The sequence below is a fragment of the Flavobacterium aeripolare genome (assembly GCF_013294025.1).
Taxonomy (GTDB): domain Bacteria; phylum Bacteroidota; class Bacteroidia; order Flavobacteriales; family Flavobacteriaceae; genus Flavobacterium.
The window spans coordinates 82,182-106,832 of the sequence record NZ_JABSNL010000012.1 but is presented as its reverse complement, the minus strand read 5'-3'; the positions used below and the strand labels follow the sequence as shown (position 1 = coordinate 106,832).

Sequence of the window (24,651 nt, the reverse complement as noted above, 5' to 3'; positions counted from 1 at the left end):
CTTTTCACAAGAACTTCACCCCCGCTATACACTACAATCTCAAGAGCTGAACACCAGCACTTGAGGATTTCCATTACTATCGGGACTAATTAAGAACGTCTTGTGCTTATAACAACAAATAAAAAACCGCCTCATTTGCTTAAATGAGGCGGTTTTTTATAACTTAATATGTAATGTGATTAAACTACTCTTACCACAAAGTAATTTTTCTTTCCGCTTTGTAATAATACAAACTGATTATTGATCAAATCATTTGTTGATAAAACAAAATCTTCTTTAATTTTGTCTCTATTCACCGATATTGAATTTGCAGTCAATGCTCTTCTTGCTTCTCCATTCGATTTAAAAAATCCTGTTTTATCGTTTAGAACAGTGATAATTTCGATTCCCGCTTCTACTTCGTTTCTAGCAATTTCAGCCTGAGGAACTCCGTCAAAAACATCTAAGAAAGTCGCTTCATCTAATTGTTTCAAATCATCAGCTGTAGCATTACCAAAAAGGATATTTGATGCTTTAATTGCATTTTCTAAATCCAGTTCAGAGTGCGCCATGGTAGTAACCTCTTCTGCTAAGCGTCTTTGTAAGATACGTAAATGTGGTGCTTCTTGATGTTCTATTATTAAAGCAGCTATAGTTTCTTTACTTAAAAAAGTAAAGATCTTGATGTATTTTTCAGCATCAGCATCAGAAGTATTCAACCAGTACTGGTAAAATTTATATGGCGAAGTACGTTTAGCATCCAGCCAGATATTTCCACCTTCTGATTTACCAAATTTTGTTCCGTCTGCTTTTGTGATTAGAGGACAAGTTAAAGCATAAGCTTTTCCACCTTCTTTTCTTCTTACTAATTCTGTTCCCGTTGTAATATTACCCCATTGGTCAGAACCTCCCATTTGTAAGGTACAGCTCTTCTCTTTAAACAAGTGCATGAAATCATACCCTTGCACTAATTGATAGGTAAACTCAGTAAAAGACATTCCTTCAGCAGCGTCAGAAGACAAACGTTTTTTTACTGATTCTTTAGACATCATATAATTCACAGTAATGTGCTTACCGATATCACGAATAAAATCTAAAAACGAAATCTCTTTCATCCAGTCGTAGTTGTTCACTAATTCAGCCGCATTGGGAGCATCTGAAGTGAAATCTAAAAACCGACTCAATTGCGCCTTGATCGCTTCTTGATTGTGTCTTAATGTAGGTTCGTCAAGTAAATTTCTTTCGTTAGATTTTCCTGATGGATCTCCAATCATTCCTGTAGCACCACCTACTAAAGCGAGTGGCTTGTGCCCAGAAATCTGAAAATGTTTTAACATCATCACACCTACCAAGTGCCCTATATGCAATGAATCTGCAGTTGGGTCGATACCCACATATGCCACACGCATTTGTTCCATCAAATGTTCTTCTGTGCCGGGCATAACATCGTGGAGCATTCCTCTCCAAGTTACTTCTTCAATAAAATTTTTCATTCTCGTGTGTATAATTTTATGCAAATATAAAATATAATGTGGATTCACTAATTTGTTTGACTGCTTAATCTAAAAAAAACAGTGATTTATGTACAACAAAGTCAAAAAAGTAATATGCAATTAAAGGAATCAGTAAACAAAAATAAAAGCAAATTAATTACGGCACTACTAATGCCGATGGGGTAGTAAACCTAACCCTCCCTACTGGTGATTATACTTTGACAATAAATAAATTGGGTTTTGATCAGCGTACCACTGCTATAATGAGCAGCAAAACGGAGACTTTGACTATTACTCTAAACGATAGAGTAAACAAACTCGACGATGTGATCATAAAAAGCCGTCCCAAAATAATGAAAATCAAAACGGACACAATCTCCTATAATTTAAAAACTATCGTAGACGGAACGGAGAAAAAAGTAGAAGATATTATTAAAAAATTACCTGGATTTGATGTAGACCAAGCAGGAAAAGTCTCATTAAAATGAAAAAAAAAATAGACAACATCTTAATAGATGGGAATGAGTTTTTCAACAATAAACATCAAATGGCCACACAAAATATTGATGCAGATATGATTGAAGGCATTGACTTATTGACTAATTACTCCGGTTTTTCGTGAGCGTATAGTGGTGGTTCAAATGGTACCGCCCTCAATTTAAAAACGAAGGAAGGGTACAAAAATAAGTGGATGGGAGATATAGAGTCAAAAGCAGGTTTTAAAAACGCACTCTTGCTCCATAACAATTTATTTAAATTTTCGAAAAAAGGAAATATTGCAGTAATACTTGATTACAATACAGTAGCTAAAAACCCCATAACTATTGAGTATTATATTGATATGCAAAGTATTGGCACTATTAAATCATCTGAAAGTGCTTTTAGCAACTTTGAAATCCCTACTTTTTTAAATCCTAACTCCTATTTTACAGCTCGAAAGAATAGTTTTATGGCTGCAAATTACACCTACTTAGTTAATCCAAAACTTAAAATTACAGGGAGCACTATTTTGAATAACGCCAATAGTATAGAGGTACAAAATAAAAACCAAACGAATTTAAATGATGTAGATAACAGCTTCAGTTATACTGATAACAAGGATGCTGATTATTTAATAAGTAATACTAATTTCAAATTAGAATATAAAAAAAGTAAAAGAACATTTATCTCATACATAATGGCATTAACAGCTGATTCGAATAAAGAAAAAAATGACATTCAAGCTCTAAACACCATTAATTCGCGAGCAGCAAATAACAATTTTGATTTTGCGCAACAATTTCAAGTGCTTACAAGCTTAGGTTCAAAAATAAAATACACTTTTAGTTTAGTGAATAAATTTAATACGATTGACAAGTATATCGATACAGCTCAGGTGATTCACAAATAAACGCTGTTGAGAATACTTTAAAAACAGAATTACTATCGACAACAACCACATTACAATCTAATTTTAAAAAGTCCCTAATGCAATTTGATTTGGGGTTCAATTACAGGAACACCTCATTTGAGCAATCTATAAATTCATTTGCTAATGTTACTTCAACATTTGAATTATCATTGCTTATAAGAGGACAAATAGAAAATAAATTTAAGTGGGACATTGGTATAAATAGAAATTATCAAAACTCTAACTACGCTACTAACACTGTACATTTTTTAAACACCAATTTAGAATACAACTTGAGTAAAAAAGTTAAAATTAAATGCAATGGTTTCAACCTTCTCAACTTGAACAATAGCAAAATAATAAAGACCAATCTAGACACGGCGTTTTTCACCGAAACAATCACGCAAGTTATGCCTGGATATGTTTTAGTTGGTCTTAATTATTCATTCTAAAAGTAAAAGCCAACATTTTATTAAAAACCTTAAATTATTCTTACTAAAAAAACCAAGCTCTCTTTTTTTTTTACCTTTGTAAAATGATATTAATTACAGGAGGAACAGGCCTTGTTGGGTCGCACATACTACTACATTTAATCGAATCTAAAAATCTTAGAAATGGTCAAATACGCGCCATTTACAGAGATCACGACAGCATTCAAAAAACAAAAAATTTATTTGCTCATTATAATAAAAGCAACTTATTTGAAGTTATCGAATGGTTTAAAGCTGATGTGACTGATGTTCCTTTATTAGAAAAAGCATTTGAAGGAATTGATTGCGTTTATCACTGCGCAGCCATCATTTCTTTTGATCAAAAAGATGAGGGTAAGATGCGAAAAATCAACATTGAAGGAACTGCTAACATCGTCAACCTAAGCATTGCTAATAAGGTCACTAAAATTTGTCACATTAGTTCTACCGCAGCTTTAGGAGATTTAGCACCTACTGAAACTGAAGTCACCGAAGAATCACAATGGAACCCAGATCGTTCTCACAATGATTACGCGATATCAAAGTACGGTGCCGAAATGGAAATATGGAGAGGACAACAAGAAGGTCTTGACGTAATTATTGTAAATCCTGGCGTTATTATAGGACCCGGTTTTATTGATCAAGGAAGTGGATTATTATTTCAAAGAGTAAAAAAAGGATTGTCATTTTACTCCACAGGAATAACAGGTTTTATTGCCGTTACAGATGTGGCTTACAGCTGTGTTTACCTAATGAACAGTGACTTTAAAAACGAGAAATACATATTGATTGCTGAGAACAATTCTTTTAAAAACGTTTTAAGCGCTATTGCAGATAACTTAAAAGTCAAACGACCATCAATAGCAGTATCACCAATTGTAACCGAAATCGTGTGGAGGTTAGATTTAGTCGCTTCCTTTATACTTAGAAAAAAACGCAGCTTCACTAAAGCAACTGCAAGAGGTTCTTACTCACAAGTTGTTTTTTCGAATGAGAAAATAAAAAAGGCACTCGATAAACCATTACAAGGTATCGAGGACTACATTAAATCTAATAAATTTATATAATAGCTATTGCTGTTGCGGAGGCTGAGGTAAGTTTTTAACCTTAGTCAAGTTATTTGCTGGCTTTAGCTTAGATTTTCTACCTTTTAAATTCCCCTCACTTAGTGTATCTAATGCGAGGGGTTTCTTTTTTTTAAGTAACAAAGAGTCTTTTGCAAGTTTGCTTTTATTCTCTTTTTTTAGGATGGTATCGATCGCTGCTTTCTTAGTATCTAAACGCTTGATAACTATATCAAACATCTCCTTGTACTCCACATAATTTGAAGCATAATACACATTGCTTTTAGCAAATTGCAAACTATCTACCTTATATTTTTTAAGTATAAATTTTGAAGGATTAATTTCTAAGCTATCTTTATAAATATCTGTTTGGTATTTCATACCATCTAGAAGTGATAAATCATACATAATATCAATCATCTTCTCTTTTGCGACAAGCCCCTTTGGTTTTTCAACCACTTCGTTCTTGCAGCTTAAAGTTGCAATTAATACTATAAATAAAACAATAGCTCTCTTCATATTTATTATCTATCGATCAAATGAAAGTCTTTTTCCTGCACGGATGTCTTTCACTTTGAACAAATTATAAACTAATTTTCCATTTACAAAGGTATGCGTAATTCTTGACTTGAAAGTAAAACCTTCAAATGGAGACCATCCACATTTTGCAAAAATATTCTCTTTCTTTACACTCCATGGCAAGCCAGAATTCACGATTACTAAATCAGCAAAATAACCCTCTTTAATAAATCCGCGTTTTTCGATTTTGAAAATTTTAGCCGGATTATGGCACATTTTCTCCACAATTTTCTCCACGCTAATTTTTCCTTGTAAATGTGATTCAAACATTGCTACAACAGCATGCTGAACCAGTGGTCCTCCAGAAGGCGCTTTTAAATACGGCTGCTTTTTCTCTTCAAGAGTATGAGGAGCGTGATCAGTTGCAATAACATCGATTCTATCATCAAGTAATGCTTCCCACAGTACTTTTCTATCATTAGCTGTTTTAACTGCAGGATTCCATTTTATTAGATTTCCCTTAGTTGCGTAATCGTCATTTGTAAACCACAAGTGATGAATACATACTTCAGCAGTAATTTTCTTTTGTTCTAATGGTATTTTGTTTGTAAATAAATCCATCTCTTTCGCTGTCGAAAGATGAAAGATATGCAAACGCGCACCCGTTTTTTTAGCCAGCGCTACTGCCTTAGATGACGAGATATAGCAGGCTTCCTCTGATCTAATTAAATGGTGTGCTGTAACAGGAACATCGTCACCATATTCAGCAATATATTTAGCAGTATTTTCTCTTATTGTAGCCTCATCTTCACAGTGAACTGCGATTAGCATATCAGTACTTGAGAAGATTTTCTCTAGCGTTGCTTCGTTATCAACCAACATATTTCCTGTAGAAGATCCCAAGAAAATCTTGATACCAGCTACAGTTTTAGGATCGGTTTTTAATACTTCTTCTAGGTTATCATTAGTCGCCCCCATCATAAACGAGTAATTCGCATAAGATCGGTTTGCTGCTAATTGATATTTTTCTTCAAGAATTTCCTGTGTAACTGCATTAGGAACAGTATTAGGCTGCTCAATAAAAGTTGTGATACCTCCAGCTACTGCGGCTCTTGATTCTGATTCAATGTCTCCTTTGTGCGTTAGCCCTGGTTCTCTAAAATGTACTTGGTCATCAATGGCACCCGGAATTAAGTAATTCCCCTCAGCATCAATAATCATACAATTAGAAGATTTAGCGCTAATACTTTCTGACACTTCAACAATTAAGTCGTCTTCAATTAACACATCGCCTTCAAAAATCACTCCTTCATTAACTATTCTGGCATTTTTAATTAAAACACTATTCATTGTAATCTATCTTATAAAGTATTAAATAATTTTTTTATTCGTAATGATATCACTCCCAAGACCGCTTCCACAATAATGGAATTACTCATCTTAGAAACCCCCCTTGTTCTATCTGTAAAAATAATAGGAACTTCAGAGATTTTAAAGTCTTTGCTAAAGGTACGATACTTCATTTCGATTTGAAAAGCATAGCCCACAAATTTAATTCGATCTAAACCTATTTTTTCTAAAACTTCTCTTTTATAGCATACAAATCCTGCAGTAGCATCGTGTATTTGCATTCCTGTAATTATGCGAACATATACAGAAGCAAAATAAGACATCAATACTCTACTAAGCGGCCAGTTTACCACATTGACTCCGGTAACATATCTCGAACCTATTGCTAGATCAGCATTACCAAAATGACAGGCGTTGTACAATTTTTCTAAATCGTCAGGATTGTGTGAAAAATCAGCATCCATTTCGAAAATAAAATCATAGTTATGGCGCAATGCCCATTTAAAACCATGCACATAAGCAGTTCCCAAACCGGATTTCTTTTTTCTAACCTCTAGAAATAACCGTCCCTCAAACTCCTCTTGTAATAAACGTACTCTATCTGCAGTGTGATCTGGAGAATTATCGTCAATAATAAGAACGTGAAATGGCTTGTGCTGTGAAAGAACTGCTCTCACAATACTTTCTATGTTTTCAATCTCGTTATAGGTAGGAATTATAACAATACAATCGTTCATAATATCTTGTAATTTCAGCGCAAAAGTAACATTTTTATGCCATTTGACTCATAATAAATTTATAATAAAAAGATTCATCTAAAAAATTAGTAATTTTGCGCAGCTATGACGGAACACTTACTCGAACCAAGGATATTAGAAAACAAAGATTGGGCAACCTTTTTGTTTGTTTTTACATTTGCATTAATTGCTTTCACAAAATCGGTATATGAAAACCGTTTTGGTGATTTTATGAATCTACTATTTTCAGATAAATACTCGAAGGTATATCGTGACAGCAGCAATATAAAAAGCACTTTTACAGTCGCTTTATTTATCGCGCAGTTAATTTCATTTGCATTCTTTATCCAGCTCACCCTAAACCTATTTGGGTATGCATCTAAGACAGACTGGTTGCTTTTTATTCAAATTACGACCTTGCTTACCTTTTTTATCTTTGCAAAATACCTGATAGAAAAAATCATTGCTACCTCATTTAATATAGAGGAGTTTGCAGAGCAATTTAACCTACAAAAAGTCACTTATCGCACCTATATAGGGCTTTTAATACTACCAATCAACATTATTCTATTCTATTACAACACATTTTCAACTAATATTCCGTTAATTATTATCGCTATAATATTGATATTAAACACCTTAACTTATTTGATATCAATAAAAAAGTATCAAAAAATAATATTAGGTAAGTTGTTTTATTTTATTTTATATCTTTGCACTTTGGAAATAGCCCCCTATTTTTTTATGTATTATTGGTTTACAAAAGGTAGCGCTTAGAAAAAATAAAATATGAAAGTGAAAACAATTTTGGTGTCACAACCCGAGCCTAAAGTGGAAAATTCTCCTTACTTTGAGCTTCAACAAAAGCATAAAGTAAAAATTGATTTCAGACCTTTTATTCATATAGAAGGTGTTAATGCTAAAGAGATCCGACTTCAAAAAATCGATCTTAATCATTATACTGCAATTATTTTAACTAGTAGAAATGCAGTAGATCATTTTTTTAGAGTGGCCGAAGAAATGCGTTTCAAAGTACCTGAAACCTTAAAGTATTTCTGTCAATCGGAAGCAGTTGCCTACTACTTGCAAAAGTATGTTGTATACAGAAAACGTAAGATATATGTAGGACCTAAAGATTTTGCTGATTTATCTCCATTGATTAAAAAATACAAAGACGAGAAGTTCTTACTTCCTGCTTCTGATCAATTAAATGCTGATGCGCCAATTGTATTAGATAGTTTAAAAGTAGACTGGACTGCAGCGGTTTTTTACAAAACAGTAATGAGCGACTTATCTGATCTAGCTGATGTTTATTATGATGTTCTTGCCTTTTTTAGTCCAACAGGAATAAAATCGCTTTATAAAAACTTCCCTAATTTCGAACAAAACGATACTCGTATTGCCGTTTTTGGAAGCACAACTCAAAAAGAAGCATTAGATCACGGTTTAAGAATTGATATTCTTGCACCTACACCAGATACGCCTTCAATGACAATGGCTATTGAAAAATACATTGTAGAAGCAAACAAATCAAAATAAGATTTGACACAAATATTTGAAAGCCACTATTTATTTAGTGGCTTTTTTTATGCCATTTTTTTTCAAATTAGAATAAAAAACTGGATAACAATCGTTTTTTGATTACATTTGGCTTTCAATAACAACTAAAATTGCTGGTTTTAGTTCTAAATAATAACTTATGAAAATCAATTCACTTGTAGTAGAAATAGACGGTATCGATAAGGAGATTTTACGTGATCTAATGCAAGATGCCCGAAAACCCATTTTACAAATTGCAAATAAAATTGGTATTTCTGGCGCAGCAATACACCAGCGTTTGCGCAAACTAGAACAATCTGGCGTAATCTCTGGATCTAAATTTACAGTAAACCATAAAATACTAGGTTACAATACGATGGCATTTGTAGGAGTATATCTTGACAAGGCACTGCGTAATCCTGAAGCCGTTAAAGAACTAAAAAAAATCCCTGAGGTACTAGAATGCCACTACACCACAGGAAACTGGTCAATTTTAATCAAAATTATTTGTCGTGATAACGAACATTTAATGCACATGTTGAACACTAAAATACAAGCTATAGAAGGCGTTTCAAGAACAGAAACTTTCATCTCCTTAGACCAGCAAATTAACAGACAAATTCAGCTTTAAGAAAGTTGTCGCCACCGTATATAAGCATAAAAAAAGCCTTACTAATCACAATAATTAGTAAGGCTTTTACATTTTAGTTTATTAAATTTAATCTCTACGACTACCCGCTCCCATGTAAATAGATATGTAATATAGTAAGGTAGCAATCGATCCTAAAGCGGCGACAACATAGGTTCTAGCTGCCCATTTTAAAGCATCTTTTGCCCCTGCTTGCTCCTGTTGTGTCAACATGCGTTTGTTTTCTAACCAAGCTAGCGCACGATTACTAGCATCGTATTCTACTGGCAATGTCACTATTGAGAAGATGGTTGTTGCTGCAAAAAGCACAATTCCACCTAGTAATAATGCAGGAAAACTATTGATCAATAAAATCCCTCCTATTAAAACCCACTGCATGTATTTTGAAGCCACATTAACAAAAGGCACCAGCTTAGAACGCATGGTCAACCATTGATATCCCACAGCGTGTTGCACCGCGTGACCGCACTCATGTGCAGCAACAGCCGCTGCAGCCGCGTTACGTTGATTGTAAACCGCCTCACTTAAATTTACTGTCTTATCCATAGGATTGTAATGATCTGTCAATCTACCCGGAGTAGAAATAACTCGCACGTCACGAATTCCGTTATCGGCTAACATTTTTTCAGCAATTTCAGCACCAGACATTCCGTTTTGCAAATGCAATTTAGAATACTGCTCAAATTTACTTTTTAGCCTTGAGCTTACTAACCAACTGAAAAGCATAATTGCTCCAGCAAGTATTAAATAACCCATTCCCATATCTCTTTATTTTTAAGTGTTTTATTGTAATACTATCATAATAGCAAAATCTGAACCAAAATATTAAAATGCCACTATGACATTTTCTAAATATACGTAAAATAAAAAATCCAAACACTAACAAAGTAGCATTTGGATTTTTTTATAATTAAGTACCAACTTGATAATTAGCTACTGCTAGCCAACTAAGTTGATTATTTTTCCGGGAACGATGATCACTTTATTAGGTGTACGTCCTTCTAATTGTTTGATTGTTCGCTCGTCTTTCATTACGATTTCTTCAATTTGCTCCTTAGTTAAATCTAGAGGCAAAGTAATTGTAAAACGCATTTTTCCGTTGAAAGAAACAGGGTATTCTTTTTCAGATTCTACTAAATGTTTTGGTTCGAATGCTGGAAAAGGAACTAAAGCTATCGAACCCTCTTTTCCTAATAATGACCACAATTCTTCAGCGATGTGCGGTGCATAAGGCGAAATCACAATAGCCAATGGCTCTAAAATAGCGCGAGAATGACAGTTTTGAGTCGATAGTTCATTCACACAAATCATAAACTGAGAAACCGAAGTATTGAAAGAGAAATTCTCAATATCGTCAGCTACTTTCTTAATGGTTTTATGTAATGTTTTCAAATTGTCTTTTGTAGGCGCTTCGTCAGTCACAATCATGTTGTGCTCATCAAAATACAAACGACATAGTTTTTTCAAGAAACCAAATACACCCGAAATACCTGCTGTATTCCATGGTTTAGCTTGCTCTAATGGCCCTAAAAACATTTCGTACAAACGCAATGTATCTGCTCCATATTCATCACAAATAGCATCTGGTGTCACTACATTATAATATGACTTCGACATTTTTTCGACTTCACGACCAGCAGTAAATTTTGTATTTCCAGCGAAGGAAATAAATTTTGCGTTTGCAAATTCTGAGGAATATTTTGAGTCTTTAATAAATTTATCAATAAACAATTCATTCGTGCTTTCGTTAATAAATTTCAAATCAATTCTGATTGGACTGAAACTGAAAGCTACTGAGAAAGGATCATAAGAATTAAAACTTATTTGAAATGCTTTATCAGAGTGTTTCTCATTTAATGCTAACAATAAACTTGATAAAATAATTATAATCTCTTTTAGATCAGCAATATCCGACTCAGTAAAAGATTCTTTAATTTTATCATAATCTGCTATACCAATTAGATTACTATCTAAAATCTCCGTTATTTGATAAACCCAATAGTTACCTAAAGTATCTATCTCACCATCAACCACCTTTTTTAGGTTTAAAGAACTTAGCTTATCCTTTAGTTTATTATATTTTTTTAAAAAATCATATTCAATAATTGTTGCAGGAAGCTTTAATGTCATAAATTCTTCATCCGAAGTCCCTAAAACTAAGTAAGAACCTACTTCTGCTCTTAAAACAAAAGCACTAGTCCCTAAGATCATTCCTTGATTAATCAATTTCTTGAAAGGCTCTTCTGTTGGCGCAAAGCCTTTATCCTTTAAGAATTTATTCCAGAAACGAGCGTACAATAAATGACCTGTTGCGTGTTCGTTTCCACCAATATATAAATCCACACTTTCCCAATAAGCCAGCGCTTCTTTGCTTGCAAATTCGCTTTCGTTGTGCGCATCCATGTATCGCATCCAGTAAAATGAACTACCCGCCCAACCTGGCATCGTATTCAATTCTAAAGGAAAAATAGTCGTATTATCTACATGATCAGTATTGACTACTTTATTTGCTGTAGTATCCCAAGCCCAAACTGTTGCATTCCCTAAAGGTGGCAATCCATCTTCTGTTGGTAAATACTTTTCTACTTCTGGCAATACAATTGGTAAATATTGCGCATCGATCATTTGTGGCAAGCCATTTACATAATAAACAGGAAATGGTTCCCCCCAATATCTTTGACGAGAAAACACAGCATCACGCAAACGGTAATTGATTTTTCCGTAGCCTTGATTTAGTTTTTCTAAAGCTTCAATTGCTTTTATAGTCCCTTCTTTATACCCTAATCCCGTTAAGAAATCAGAATCTACTAATTTAAAACCTTCTTTTGCTCCATAAGCAGCTTCGGAAACATCTTTATCGAAAATGTTTTTGATAGGCAACATCCCGTCTTGTCCCTTGAAGAAATTAGCAAAAGCATAATCACGTTCGTCACCACAAGGAACCGCCATTACAGCACCTGTTCCATATCCTGCAAGAACATAATCCCCAATCCAAACCGGAATTGCTTCCTTAGTAAAAGGATGCTCTGCATACGCACCTGTAAAAACTCCCGAGATGGTTTTTACATCAGCCATACGCTCTCTCTCAGAACGTTTAGAAGATGCTAAAATATATTCATTTACTTTTTCTACATATTCAGGAGTTGTGATTTCTTGAACCAAAGGATGTTCTGGCGCCAATGTCATAAATGTCACCCCAAAAATCGTATCAGGGCGTGTAGTGAAAACATTTATATTTTCTTCATGGTCGTTAACTCTGAAAGACACCATCGCACCAATTGATTTTCCAATCCAATTTCTTTGGCTTTCTTTGATGCTTTCGCTCCAGTCAATATCGTTTAATCCTTGTAATAAACGTTCGGCATAAGCAGAAATACGCATGCTCCATTGTGTCATTTTTTTACGCACTACTGTAAAGCCACCACGTTCTGAAACTCCATTTACAATTTCGTCATTAGCTAAAACAGTTCCTAACCCTGGGCACCAGTTTACTTCAGTCTCTGCTAAATACGTCAATCGGTATTGCAGCAAAATTCTCTGCTGTTGTTCTTTTGCGTAAGCATTCCATTGGTCAGCAGAAAATATTGCAATTTCGTCATCACACACGGCATTGACATTTGCATTTCCTTCTTTTTCGAATACTTCCTTTAGAGTCGAAATATCCTCGGCTTTATCACTGTTTTTATTATACCACGAGTTAAACAATTGGATAAAAATCCATTGTGTGTGTTTGTAATAATCCGGGTTAGAAGTTCGCACTTCTCTACTCCAATCAAATGAAAACCCTATTTTATCTAATTGCTTACGGTAACCAGCAATTTTATTTCCTTCTTTATCAAATCCCCCATCGATGTTTACACGAGTAGTATCTTCAGGACGTTGCCCCGTTTGAATAGCATATTGTTCCGCTGGCAAACCAAAACTATCATAACCCATTGGGTGTAAAACATTAAAACCCTGATGCCTTTTATATCTCGAATACACATCTGAAGCGATGTACCCTAGCGGATGCCCTACGTGAAGTCCTGCTCCTGATGGATAAGGAAACATATCTAACACATAATGTTTGGGTTTATCTGAATTATTTGACGCAGCAAAAGTTTGGTTTTCTGCCCAATATTTTTGCCATTTGGCTTCTATTTCGTTTGGATTGTACTTCATTATATGGTTTCAAAGTTGCAAAGCTGCAAAGTTTCTAAGATTTATTTTTTAATATCGAGATAGCAAATTTACATTTATTGTACGAAAGTTAAAACTTTGGACGTTATTAACTTCAAATAAAGAAATTCTTTATTATTTTTACCCCATAATTTAAGTAAACTATGAGTTCTTCATTTGATAAATTTCAAAAACGCCGATTAATTTCCTCTTATTTCTCAGTAGTATTAAGTATCTTTTTGGTACTGTTTTTACTGGGGCTACTAGGTTTTTTTATAATCAATTCTAACAAACTAGCTAACGATTTTAAAGAGAAAATTGCCATGACGGTATTCTTTGAAAACACAGCAAAAGACAGCACATTAGTAAAATTTGGTAAGGAGTTAAAAGTAGCTCCCTATGCTAAATCAATGGTTTACGTTACTAAGGAGCAAGCAGCGAAACAACACACTGATATTATTGGTGAAGATTTCATGACGTTCCTAGGAGAAAATCCTTTGCAAAATTCTTATGACATACACTTAAAAGCAGATTATGTTGAGAAAGATAGTATTGCCAAAATCGAAGCAAAATTGCGTGAAAACCCAATGGTTTCTGACATTGTTTACGACAAGCAATTGATCAACTTAGTGAATGACAATATTAAAAAAGTGAGCATGTGGATTTTAATAATCAGTGGCTTCTTAACTTTTATTGCTGTTTTACTAATTAATAGTTCGCTAAGATTATCGATTCACTCTAATCGTTTTATTATAAAAACCATGCAAATGGTAGGTGCTACTAAAGCATTTATTAGAAAACCATTTGTAACTCGAAGTATAAAACTTGGAATAATAGGAGCTGTACTTGCAATCATTGCACTAATTGGCGTGTTATTATATGTTGAATCTAAATTCCCCGACTTAGGAATTTTAGAAAACAAAGGACTTATAGGTATTGTTTTATTAGCTGTATTTGGAGTGGGAATATTAATTACATGGTTGAGCACACACTTTGCAACACAGCGTTTCTTGAATTTAAGAACAGACGATTTATATTAATTTTAGGTTTAGATAAAGACAATACAGCACAATGGAAAACGAAAAAAACAAACAACAATTCCTTTTTGAGCAAATCAATTACAAAATTCTATTAATTGGAATTGGCGTTATCGTACTTGGCTTTTTACTAATGTCAGGCGGAGGAAGTGAAGATCCAAATGTCTTTAATGAAGATATCTTCGATTTTAGAAGAATTAGATTAGCACCAACAACTGTATTAATTGGTTTTGGAATAACAATTTATGCTATTTTAAAAAATCCAAAAAAGGCATAAATGAATATTTTACAAGCGATAATCCTTGCAATTATTGAAGGACTAACAGAATTTTTACCCATATCTTCAACTGCCCACATGGGTTTCACAGCTTCTCTACTAGGAATGGAAGAGAGTGAGTTTTTAAAGATGTTTCAGGTATCCATACAATTTGGAGCTATCTTAGCTATTGTAGTTTTATACTGGAAGAAGTTCTTTAATTTCACCAACTTTAAATTTTACTTTAAATTAGTTTACGCTGTAATTCCGGCCTTAGTTTTAGGCTATCTTTTTGACGATAAGATTGAAGCCGTTCTAGGCAATCAAATAGCAATATCTACAGTATTAGTACTAGGAGGAATCGTTTTACTATATGTAGATAACTGGTTTAAAAACCCTAAAATCTTAGACGAAAAAGACATCTCTATAAAAGACGGAATCATTATTGGTTTTTGGCAATGTCTAGCGATGATGCCAGGAACATCTCGTTCTGCTGCTTCAATTATAGGTGGTATGACTCGCGGATTAAGCCGAAGAGCATCTGCCGAATTTTCATTTTTTCTAGCAGTACCTACTATGCTAGCAGTAACCGTTTACTCTGTTTTTGTAAAGACATGGGGAAAAGGAACCGTTACAGAAATGAAGGGTTACGAGATGATATTACAAGATCAAGATCATATAAACTTATTTATCTTAGGAAACGTTATTGCGTTTATTATCGCTTTAATTGCCGTTAAAACATTTATTGACGTATTGACAAAATACGGCTTCAAATTTTGGGGATGGTATCGTATTATAATTGGTGTTGGTTTATTAATTTATTTTTACACCAAATAATGGAATCAACAACCACAGAGCAATATCTAGAAGGACAAATACTTTTAATTGACAAACCACTTACATGGAGTTCGTTTCAGGCGGTGAATAAATTAAAGTACGCGTTAATCAATAAAAAAGGATTACCTAAAAAATTTAAAATAGGTCACGCTGGTACGCTAGATCCTCTAGCAACTGGTCTTTTACTAATTTGTACCGGAAAATTCACAAAGAGAATTTCTGAATTGCAAGGTCAAGCCAAAGAGTACACGGGTACCTTTTTTATAGGTGCCACTACTCCTTCATACGATTTAGAAACCGAAGTGGACCACACTTTCCCTACAGCACATATTAACGAATCTTTAATCCACGAAACTGTCAAGCAATTTCTAGGTGAAATAGATCAAAAGCCACCAATTTTTTCGGCTATTAAAAAAGATGGTGTTCGACTTTATGAACATGCACGTGCTGGAGAAACTGTAGAAATAGCGACTAGAAAAACAACAATACACGAATTTGAAATTACTAGAATCGCATTACCTGAAATCGACTTTAGAGTGGTTTGCAGCAAGGGAACTTACATTCGCTCCTTAACTTATGATTTTGGTCTAGCGATGCAATCAGGATCACACTTAACAGCGCTGAGACGTACAAAAATTGGTGATTTTAATGTAAAGGACGCTATCGATGTCACTTTATTCGAAGAAAAACTATCTCAATAGAAAGCATAAAAAAACATATAAAAGACACCAAGAGCGCTTTTATATGTTTTTATCTAAATTGAAGTAACAAAACCTCAAGTTTACCATCTGGAACTTGCTAATTGCAAACATATTAGTAATGTATCGTTCCGTGATTTCCAAATAATAAATTACTGAAGAAATCATAAAATCTTTCAAATAACTTTTTCATAACAATCCTCTTTTAAGTTAGACATCAGTAAAAAGTAGGTTACAATATAGATTTGATTTTGATGTTCTAAAGTACAAAAAAAATCCTTTCGATACAAATAATATTTAGTACAACTAACTACTAGTAAGCAAAGTAACTATCGTCTTTCTCGTCTTCTTCAATTTCCTTATCAAGATCAATCATCATGTCAATTATTTCTAATTGCGTGGTTAATCCTTTATCTTTAGTATACCATAAATGCAAAGCCGTTTTTGCTTCTTCATCAATAGTACCGTGTTGTTTTTTATAATCGGTGATTAAAGTAGAAGCGCCTAATGGTCTAGGTCCCCAATGCGCTATTGCACCACTAGTTTCTTTATTGATTACAATTAATTTTGGGATCGCTTTCCCTTTATTAGTCAAAAATTTGTTCATCAATTCCTCGTGCTCATCGCGAAGCACAATACGCATGTCAATTTTATCATCGGATGCTTCTACCATTTTATTAAAAACAGGTAGCAATTGCGCAGCATCGCCACACCATCCTTCAGAAATAACCAACCAAATATAGTTTCCTTTTAGCTCTTTTAATCGGGTTGTAATCTCCTCTGAAACTGATAATGTTTTATCCAGACGATTCATTCGACTTTCATTTAAACTGCTATAATGCGTCAATTCTGGAGACTGCGTTGTTCCTGTAGCTTTATCATCACGTAATAAATCAGAGACTAATTTTCTATATTCCGCATACGAGCGGCTGCTAAATAATGCTTTTGCAATTGTAATTTCCATGGTTTGCTTTTGTTTGATAGTAAAGTTACTTAAATAGTTGTTTAATCATACATAATATTACTTACTCATAATCAAAAAGCGTAATTTTATAACTTTCAAATTACTTAGGAATGAATTTAGATACAAAATCAATTGGTCTCGTTTTATCTGGCGGAGGGACTAAAGGGCTGGCCCATGCTGGTGCAATGAAATACTTAGAAGAAGTAGGCATTGTTCCTAGTAGGATAGCGGGTACAAGTTCAGGTTCTATTGTGGGTGCTTTGTATGCTTGGGGGAAATCACCACTTGAAATATTAGAGTTTTTTAAATCTATTTATTTATTTCATTGGAGGCACATTACCTTTAGAAAAGCAGGAATTATAGATTCTGAATCATTCAAAATTCATTTTGAGTCCATTTTTGGAGATGCGCAGTTAGCCGATTTGAAAATACCAATGCAAATCACCGCTACAGATATGGTACGCGGAAGATTGAAAATATTCGAACCAGAAACAAAAATCATCGATGCCATATTAGCTTCATCTGCATTTCCGGGTATTATCACACCCTTTGAAATTGATGGCGAACCGTTTAGTGATGGCGGGATTTTAAATCATTTCCCTACAGATGTTTTGCAAGGGCAATGCGAAACCATCATAGGCATTTATGTTAGCCCTATTCAAAAGATAGAAGCAAAAGACCTCAACTCAATTCGATCAGTAACTACCCGTGCTTTTGATATTTTATCAGCCAATTCTGATTTGCAAAAATTCAATATATGTGACTGGGTAATTGAGCCAAAAGAATTGACCAAGTTTAGCACATTTGAAATGAATAAACTTAAAATGGAAACGATTTTTCAAATAGGATATAACTCGGCAAAAGAATCTTATGAGAAACTTAATTTATAAAATTTAAGAGACACTATTTCAAAAAAAAAGAATATGACTATATTTGCACAAATCAACTCAACATACACATGAAATATAAAAGAATTCTTCTAAAATTAAGTGGCGAGGCTCTAATGGGCGACAGACAATACGGAATTGATCCCGTGAGATTAGCTGAATATGCCGAAGAAATCAAACAGATTCACGACAAAGGGATAGAAATCGCTATTGTAATAGGTGGTGGAAATATTTTTAGAGGTGTTGCAGGTGCCAGTAATGGTATGGATAGAGTGCAAGGTGATTACATGGGAATGCTGGCAACCATCATCAATGGTATGGCTTTACAAGGTGCACTTGAAGACAAAGGAATGTTAACACGTTTGCAAACAGCTTTAAAAATTGAAGCAATCGCTGAACCTTATATAAAAAGAAGAGCTGTTCGTCACCTTGAAAAAGGAAGAATTGTAATTTTTGGTGCAGGAACAGGAAATCCTTATTTTACAACAGATACTGCAGCCGTTTTACGTGGTGTAGAAATTAATGCTGATGTGATCTTAAAAGGAACAAGAGTAGATGGTGTGTATGATTCAGATCCTGAAAAAAATGCAGCAGCACTTAAGTTTGATACCATTTCGTTTGAAGATGTTCTTAAAAAAGGATTGAATGTAATGGATACTACCGCATTTACATTAAGCCAAGAAAACAAACTTCCTATTGTCATTTTTGATATGAATAAAAAAGGAAACTTGGTAAAAATATGTGAAGGTGACAATATAGGAACTGTAGTAAACGTATAACGCTATAGCAAAAGCAGCAAATAAAAAGAGACAACAATGACTGAAGAAATTGAATTTATATTAGACAGTACAAAAGAATCTATGACTGGTTCTATTGCTCACTTAGAAAAAGAATTTACAAATATACGTGCTGGAAAAGCATCTCCTGCCATGTTAGGAAGTGTGTTTGTCGATTATTATGGATCGTCTACACCATTATCACAAGTAGCAAAAATTAGCGTTCCTGATGCAAGAACAATTACATTACAACCGTTTGAAAAAAACATGTTGCAAACAATTGAGAAAGCAATTATGGTAGCAAATATTGGATTTAATCCAATGAACAATGGTGATTTAATCATTATTAGCGTTCCACCATTAACAGAAGATAGAAGACGCGACCTAGCCAAACAAGCTAAAGTAGAGTCTGAAGACGCAAAAATAGGTATTAGAAACGCTCGTAAAGATGCTAATACTGAAATCAAAAAATTAGAAAAAGACGGAACATCAGAAGACATTTGTAAAAGTGCTGAAGAAGAAGTTCAAAACTTAACGAATAGTTTCATCAAAAAAGCAGAAGAATTACTTGTAGTTAAAGAAGCTGAAATCATGAAAGTATAATTCATAGCTACTATCATTTTTAAAAATCCGTTCTGTATATTGCTATCAGAACGGATTTTTTATTATTATTTTTGCTGCAACAAATGACGGAACTATCCTTTTGAAATAAAACGCTATATGAAGCAATTGTGCTTATTGTTCTTTTTTTTAACGCTTTCTATACAGGCGCAATTTCACATTAGCGGAACGGTCAGAGAATCAATCACTAACAAGCCTCTATCCTATGCTAGTATCAGTACAGCCGAAGGCATAAACTCTGTGACTGATGTTGATGGAAGATTTGATATTGCCTCACAAAAACCGCTGTCAGCTGTTACTATATCGTATCAAGGCTACTTTAAAAATACGGTCAAATTAGTAAAAAACGTGAATTACTACGCTATTTTCCTTTATCCAAAGCAAGATATAGCTAAGTATGTTCTAGCCCCTAATGTAAATCCGGCTCTAGCAATTATCAACAAAGCAATTGCCTCTAAAAAGAGTAACAATCCACAAGAGAAGCTTAAATCTTTCACTTTCAAATCGTATAACAAACTAATTGTTAGTGCCGCAGCCGATTCAATTTCTAGTAGTATCGATTCGGTTTTTATCGAAAGAAGAAAGGGTAGAAAATTTAAAAAAATAGATTCTTCAAGTTACAAAATTAAGGAAATGGTGAGCAAGCACCACTTATTTCAAACAGAAAAAGTATCGCAATATCAGTACAATAACAAGACTTTAAAAGAGTCAATCTTGGGCACAAAAATGGCAGGTTTTAAGCATCCTATCTATGAGGTACTGGCATTTGACTTACAATCGTTCTCTATTTATGATTCAAATTATGAATTGTTTGAAACAAAATATAAAAGCCCCATTGCAGATGATGCACTCCTAGACTACAATTATAAAATTATGGACACGGTTGCTATAAACAATCGCAACACGATTATGATCTATTTTAAAAATAAGAAAAAAAGCAAATCAAAAGGTTTGGAAGGCGTTATATATGTAGATCAAGAAAGTTATGCTATTGCAAAAGCGGTGATGCGTATAAAAGGCGTTTTAGACATTAGTGGGACACATGAATTTAATTATGTTGCGCAAGAAAAGCTATGGTTTCCCAGCAGTAAAACGTTTAAAATTATTAAAGGTAAAAATGATGATGATATCAAGATTCTAGGAGGAACAATCCAATTTGATGGTGATGTTGCCGAAAATTTCAAAGCTAGAAAAAGAACCGCGTCAGACTATAGTTACCTTTACTCTGAAAGCACAAATTTTGACATCAAATACAACATTCCTACGGATTTTAATCGCGATTTTATAGCTGTCGATTTAAATGATGCTGCAACGCATAGACAAGAATCTTTCTGGCAGGACTACCGCACAGACAGTCTGGATGTAAGAGGGCAACGAACCTACTTAGCACTAGACAGCATTGCGATTAAGCGAAATATTGCAAGCCGTTTGCGCATTGGTCGTAAAGTGATCAACGGATACTTGCCGCTTGGTTTTTTTGACATGGACTTAAGAAAACTTTTTAGCTACAATAATTATGAAGGTTTCCGCTTGGGTTTTGGTGGTACCACAAATGAGCGTTTTCTTAAAGACTTTAGAATTAGTGGTCACATTGCCTATGGAACAAAAGACAACGACTTTAAATACAACATAGGAGCTGCTGCTCAGGTAGACAGAGCTTCTAACTCCTGGTTTGGATTTGCTTATACCGATGATGTAAAAGAAATTGCCAGTACTTCGTATGCGGTAGAGAAAAAACCATTCAAATTATACGATCCTAGACCCATCAATATTAGTACTTTCTATAATTATGTAAGTTGGAAAACGTATCTAGAAACCAAATTAATTCCAAAAACGGAGGCGATCCTGACGCTCGATCAATCGGTTATCGAACCTAAATTTAACTACCAATACCTTTTAAACGGAAAAAGTTATTCGCAATACCACATGACCACTGCTATGATTTCGTTGCAATGGAGTCCGTTTAGTGATTACATGCAAACACCAGACGGTCGAAAAGAATCTGAGAAAAGATTTCCTAAGTTTACCTTACAATATACTAAGTCATTAGCAAACGTCCTGAACAATGATTTTGATTTTAGCAAAATAGAATTTAAAACAGAGTTTGAAAAGAAGTATTTAAATGGTCAAAAAACCAACTTGCTTTTTGAAGGAGGGTATAGCAATGGAGATGTTCCTTTAACGCATTTATACAATACTTCACCTAACAATATCACTAAAGAAAGTGTGATCCAGCGCATAACATTTGCTTCAAAAAATAGTTTTGAAACCATGTTCTTTAACGAGTTCTTCTCGAGTGAGTTTGTTTACTTTCAGTTTAAACATAGTTTTAATCGTGTAAAGATTATTCGAAAAGTAAAACCTGCACTTGTATTAGTATCACGAATGGGATGGGGAGATTTACAAAAACCAGAGCAACACACAGGGATCAATTATAAAACTTTAAATGATGGTTATTTTGAATCAGGAATTGAACTGAACCAAATTTTTAACGGCTTAGGACTAAGCGCATTTTACCGCTACGGTCCCAATCAATTACCTAAGTTTGAAGACAACTTAGCCATCAAACTAAGTTTTGTTTTAAAATTAGGACTGTAAAATAGTTATGCAAATGACTAACTAATCTTAGCACTATGAAAAAGAAAGAGACAAGCAGATTATGAAGAATGCAGTAGATCACTAATGATCGTTTCCTGAAAATCTATCAAATCTGCTTACCCTTTATAATTAGTGACCAATTAAACGATTGTCCTATGGTTTTAAACGAGTAAAATTGAAACCCTTTTATGGTTTAATAATTAAAACAGAAGGAACATTAATCAACCAGTCTGTATCAGAATCTAATAATGTTTTCCAACTCTCCAGACTTATAAGCATTAAATCTTGCTGCTCTAGAAAAGTAGGCAGTACTTCTTTTCCTTTTACTACGGCTATATTATTTTCATGTTGTGCCTCAAGTGAAGCAACAGCACTTTGTAAAACAAAGTTGTTTTGCACGTGATTATTAATATCTAAGATTACGATTTTAGAATTGTTATTGTTGATTAATTTTTGAGCATAATCAATTAAAAACGCATCTTCTGATTTGTATATTGGAATAAAAACCTGATCATTATTTTGGAATTCGTTATCAATTAAAATCCCTAACGGCAGTTTGGTTTTTGCTACTATTTGTCTTGTTCTTTCGTCAAAAGGCGAATTCTCAAACAAGCCTTCTTTCCCGGTAAATTTATCAATTAAACGATCTGGATTTATTATTCGAGTAGTAAACCCAATCAGTTTTCCTAGAATAGTTCCCTGAAATATTGATTTACCTAAACCTACTAACAATAAGTCATATTCCCCTTGATTTGCAACATCGGCGATTTCAGTTTCAATGTCATTAGTGACTTTGAATATCGTATCAATTTTAACATTCAGCTGCTCAGACTCTTCAAATATGGGTTCGAAACTATCCTTCTCCTCTTCCCTAGCATTAAAAGCGTGCAACTCGTCACTCACAGATAAATGTAGTGCCGTGATGCTAGAACTTGCTTTTTGCTTTTTAGTCAAACTATTAGCTAGTCGCAAGAGTGCCTTCCCTTTTTCGTTGTTTCCAAAAGAAACTAATATGCGGTATTTATTATCTTGAATTTCTTCTACTGTCTCGTCTTCATTTTTACCTTTAAACAGAAAATCGATAAGGTCTAGCGCGGGCCCCGTCATAAAAGTAGTCACTAAGGCCATGATTACCATCATAGTAAATACTTCGGGTGTTAAAACTTTTAATTCTAAACCAATGTTTAAAACAATTAATTCCATCAAGCCTCTAGTATTCATTAAGGCACCTATAGTTAAACTGTCCTTCCAGTTTTGACCCACAAAACGAGCAGCAATGGCACTTCCTAAAAATTTTCCCACTACAGCAACAAGAATAATTGCTCCGGTTACTTTCATTAAGTAACTGTCGTTTATTAAGCCTACTTCTGTTTTTAAACCTGTAAATACAAAGAATAAAGGCAGCAGTAATATCACGGCCACATCCTCTACTTTTTCGATAAAAATCATTCTGAATTTAGTTACATCAGGCATGATCGCTCCCATCATAAAAGCACCAAAAAGCGCATGAATACCAATCACCTCAGTGGCATAAGAGGATAAAATTAAAAACAAGAAGAATATTGCCATCACGGGTTTCCCTATGCTGTCTTTTGAACCATATAAATCCCCTATGCGTTTTAAAAACGGTTTTACTATAAAAATCATGGCCAATACGTAGACTACCGCAAGCGAAATCACATAAAGCGAACCCACAAAATCCCCTGCTTTTACAATAGCAATAACCACTGCTAGCAAGCACCAAGCTGTAATATCATCTGCGGCAGCACAGGTAATTACAATCGCTCCCAACTTTGTTTTATGAATACCACGTTCTTGAACAATGCGCGCTAATACTGGAAAAGCAGTAATACTCATTGCAATCCCCATGAACAAACTAAAAGATAAAAACTCTACTCCAGCAGGAGCAAATTTATTGTAAACAAAATAAGAGAGTCCTATTCCTAATGCAAACGGAAACACAATACTGGCGTGACTAATTACAACGGCTTCACTCGCTTTATTTTTAAGCACTTTAATATCTAATTCCATCCCAATAACAAACATGAAAAGAATAAGACCTATTTGACTCAAAAATTTTAAGTTACCTAAAGATTCTACCGGGAACAATGCTGCTGAAAATTCTGGAAAGTACATTCCTACTAAGGATGGCCCCAAGACGATACCTGCAATGATTTCTCCTATAACGGTGGGTTGCCCTATTTTTTTAAATATCCACCCAAATAAACGAGCCACTAGAATTATGGTCACAATTTGTGCTAGTAATATCGCTAATGGATCTTTAAAGTTATGCTGCATCGAATCGATAAAGTCATACCAAGAGTTTTGATTCGAATTTGAAACAGCCATGCCATTTACATTTTCAAGTGCCTTACCCTTTTTTACGATCCAATAAATTAATGCGCTAAATCCTCCTGTTACACCAACATAGAACAAGCTGTTTTTATATTTTTTTAAATCCATTTTATGCGATGATCTAGGTTACAAAAATCACACAAAGATGTGAAATTCTACAATACGTTTTACACGCTCTAGAATTATTTTTAACAGCCTAAAAACCACCTAAAAAACGGCAATTTAACGACGCCTTCAACTCTAAAATAAAAAGGATATCCTAAGGCTTTTGCGC

At 34.1% G+C, this 24,651-nt stretch carries 24 protein-coding genes; 16 read left to right on the top strand and 8 right to left on the bottom strand.

The window, feature by feature from the left end:
* Positions 1–179 precede the first annotated feature (179 nt).
* Positions 180–1,472 carry a tyrosine--tRNA ligase gene (gene tyrS / locus HNQ00_RS13965; protein ID WP_173839115.1) on the bottom strand — a complete coding sequence of 431 codons (1,293 nt, stop codon included), beginning with the start codon at positions 1,470–1,472 and terminating at the stop codon, positions 180–182.
* A gap of 263 nt (positions 1,473–1,735) precedes the next feature.
* Here tyrS and HNQ00_RS16295 point away from each other — a divergent pair, with 263 nt between their 5' ends.
* From HNQ00_RS16295 to HNQ00_RS13945, 5 genes are all read left to right on the top strand, one after another.
* Entirely contained in the window at positions 1,736–1,960 is a 225-nt protein-coding gene (locus HNQ00_RS16295) for a hypothetical protein (RefSeq protein WP_217425282.1), read from the top strand.
* Entirely contained in the window at positions 1,957–2,094 is a 138-nt protein-coding gene (locus HNQ00_RS13960) for a hypothetical protein (RefSeq protein ID WP_173839114.1), read from the top strand. The genes HNQ00_RS16295 and HNQ00_RS13960 overlap by 4 nt, the downstream gene beginning before the upstream one ends.
* A 69-nt stretch (positions 2,095–2,163) precedes the next feature.
* Positions 2,164–2,862, top strand: a complete 699-nt coding sequence (locus HNQ00_RS13955) for a hypothetical protein (RefSeq protein WP_173839113.1) — start codon at positions 2,164–2,166, stop codon at positions 2,860–2,862.
* 77 nt (positions 2,863–2,939) lie between these two features.
* Positions 2,940–3,314, top strand: coding sequence for a hypothetical protein (locus tag HNQ00_RS13950; RefSeq protein WP_173839112.1), 375 nt, complete (start codon positions 2,940–2,942; stop codon positions 3,312–3,314).
* Positions 3,315–3,397: 83 nt separating this feature from the next.
* Positions 3,398–4,399 carry an NAD-dependent epimerase/dehydratase family protein gene (locus HNQ00_RS13945; protein WP_173839111.1) on the top strand — a complete coding sequence of 334 codons (1,002 nt, stop codon included), beginning with the start codon at positions 3,398–3,400 and terminating at the stop codon, positions 4,397–4,399.
* Positions 4,400–4,402: 3 nt separating this feature from the next.
* On the opposite strand, the gene HNQ00_RS13940 is transcribed toward HNQ00_RS13945, so the two are convergent.
* From HNQ00_RS13940 to HNQ00_RS13930, 3 genes are read right to left on the bottom strand one after another with little or no spacing between them, the layout of a single operon-like run.
* Positions 4,403–4,915, bottom strand: a complete 513-nt coding sequence (locus HNQ00_RS13940) for a DUF4296 domain-containing protein (protein WP_173839110.1) — start codon at positions 4,913–4,915, stop codon at positions 4,403–4,405.
* 9 nt (positions 4,916–4,924) lie between these two features.
* Positions 4,925–6,265, bottom strand: a complete 1,341-nt coding sequence (locus HNQ00_RS13935; RefSeq protein ID WP_026708853.1) for a dihydroorotase — start codon at positions 6,263–6,265, stop codon at positions 4,925–4,927.
* An 11-nt stretch (positions 6,266–6,276) separates the two neighbouring features.
* Entirely contained in the window at positions 6,277–7,002 is a 726-nt protein-coding gene (locus HNQ00_RS13930; protein ID WP_173839109.1) for a polyprenol monophosphomannose synthase, read from the bottom strand.
* A gap of 105 nt (positions 7,003–7,107) precedes the next feature.
* On the opposite strand from HNQ00_RS13930, the gene HNQ00_RS13925 reads away from it, so the two are divergent.
* From HNQ00_RS13925 to HNQ00_RS13915, 3 genes are all read left to right on the top strand, one after another.
* Positions 7,108–7,779 carry a DUF4271 domain-containing protein gene (locus HNQ00_RS13925; protein ID WP_173839108.1) on the top strand — a complete coding sequence of 224 codons (672 nt, stop codon included), beginning with the start codon at positions 7,108–7,110 and terminating at the stop codon, positions 7,777–7,779.
* A 12-nt stretch (positions 7,780–7,791) separates the two neighbouring features.
* The gene (locus HNQ00_RS13920; protein WP_173839107.1) at positions 7,792–8,541 is read left to right on the top strand and encodes a uroporphyrinogen-III synthase; all 750 of its coding nucleotides are present in this window, start codon (positions 7,792–7,794) and stop codon (positions 8,539–8,541) included.
* A gap of 160 nt (positions 8,542–8,701) precedes the next feature.
* Complete coding sequence (locus HNQ00_RS13915; protein ID WP_026708857.1) at positions 8,702–9,172, top strand: Lrp/AsnC ligand binding domain-containing protein; 471 nt, start codon at positions 8,702–8,704, stop codon at positions 9,170–9,172.
* A gap of 87 nt (positions 9,173–9,259) precedes the next feature.
* Here HNQ00_RS13915 and HNQ00_RS13910 read toward each other — a convergent pair whose 3' ends face one another.
* A complete protein-coding gene (locus HNQ00_RS13910) occupies positions 9,260–9,952 on the bottom strand; it encodes a zinc metallopeptidase (protein WP_173839106.1) in 693 nt (230 codons plus the stop codon).
* 177 nt (positions 9,953–10,129) lie between these two features.
* A complete protein-coding gene (locus tag HNQ00_RS13905) occupies positions 10,130–13,351 on the bottom strand; it encodes a leucine--tRNA ligase (protein ID WP_173839105.1) in 3,222 nt (1,073 codons plus the stop codon).
* A gap of 161 nt (positions 13,352–13,512) precedes the next feature.
* Here HNQ00_RS13905 and HNQ00_RS13900 point away from each other — a divergent pair, with 161 nt between their 5' ends.
* From HNQ00_RS13900 to truB, 4 genes are read left to right on the top strand one after another with little or no spacing between them, the layout of a single operon-like run.
* Complete coding sequence (locus HNQ00_RS13900) at positions 13,513–14,388, top strand: cell division protein FtsX (protein ID WP_173839104.1); 876 nt, start codon at positions 13,513–13,515, stop codon at positions 14,386–14,388.
* A 31-nt stretch (positions 14,389–14,419) separates the two neighbouring features.
* Positions 14,420–14,662 carry a DUF3098 domain-containing protein gene (locus tag HNQ00_RS13895; protein WP_173839103.1) on the top strand — a complete coding sequence of 81 codons (243 nt, stop codon included), beginning with the start codon at positions 14,420–14,422 and terminating at the stop codon, positions 14,660–14,662.
* The gene (locus HNQ00_RS13890; protein WP_173839102.1) at positions 14,663–15,478 is read left to right on the top strand and encodes an undecaprenyl-diphosphate phosphatase; all 816 of its coding nucleotides are present in this window, start codon (positions 14,663–14,665) and stop codon (positions 15,476–15,478) included.
* Positions 15,478–16,179 (top strand): tRNA pseudouridine(55) synthase TruB, encoded by a 702-nt coding sequence (gene truB / locus HNQ00_RS13885; RefSeq protein ID WP_173839101.1) that lies wholly within the window; start codon positions 15,478–15,480, stop codon positions 16,177–16,179. The genes HNQ00_RS13890 and truB overlap by 1 nt, the downstream gene beginning before the upstream one ends.
* 310 nt (positions 16,180–16,489) lie before the next feature.
* Here the strand turns inward: truB and HNQ00_RS13880 are convergent, their stop codons facing one another.
* On the bottom strand, positions 16,490–17,140 hold the full coding sequence (locus tag HNQ00_RS13880; protein ID WP_173839100.1) for a thioredoxin family protein: 651 nt from the start codon (positions 17,138–17,140) through the stop codon (positions 16,490–16,492).
* A gap of 110 nt (positions 17,141–17,250) precedes the next feature.
* On the opposite strand from HNQ00_RS13880, the gene HNQ00_RS13875 reads away from it, so the two are divergent.
* The 4 genes from HNQ00_RS13875 (at position 17,251) to HNQ00_RS13860 (ending at position 22,022) form a co-directional block, all read left to right on the top strand.
* Entirely contained in the window at positions 17,251–18,030 is a 780-nt protein-coding gene (locus tag HNQ00_RS13875; protein WP_173839099.1) for a patatin-like phospholipase family protein, read from the top strand.
* 68 nt (positions 18,031–18,098) lie between these two features.
* Positions 18,099–18,806: a UMP kinase gene (gene pyrH / locus HNQ00_RS13870; protein WP_173839098.1), complete on the top strand. Its 708-nt coding sequence runs from the start codon at positions 18,099–18,101 to the stop codon at positions 18,804–18,806.
* A 36-nt stretch (positions 18,807–18,842) separates the two neighbouring features.
* Entirely contained in the window at positions 18,843–19,406 is a 564-nt protein-coding gene (gene frr, locus HNQ00_RS13865) for a ribosome recycling factor (RefSeq protein WP_026708866.1), read from the top strand.
* 117 nt (positions 19,407–19,523) lie between these two features.
* Complete coding sequence (locus tag HNQ00_RS13860) at positions 19,524–22,022, top strand: DUF5686 family protein (protein WP_173839097.1); 2,499 nt, start codon at positions 19,524–19,526, stop codon at positions 22,020–22,022.
* A gap of 186 nt (positions 22,023–22,208) precedes the next feature.
* On the opposite strand, the gene HNQ00_RS13855 is transcribed toward HNQ00_RS13860, so the two are convergent.
* Positions 22,209–24,485 carry a cation:proton antiporter domain-containing protein gene (locus HNQ00_RS13855; RefSeq protein ID WP_173839096.1) on the bottom strand — a complete coding sequence of 759 codons (2,277 nt, stop codon included), beginning with the start codon at positions 24,483–24,485 and terminating at the stop codon, positions 22,209–22,211.
* Positions 24,486–24,651 lie beyond the last annotated feature (166 nt).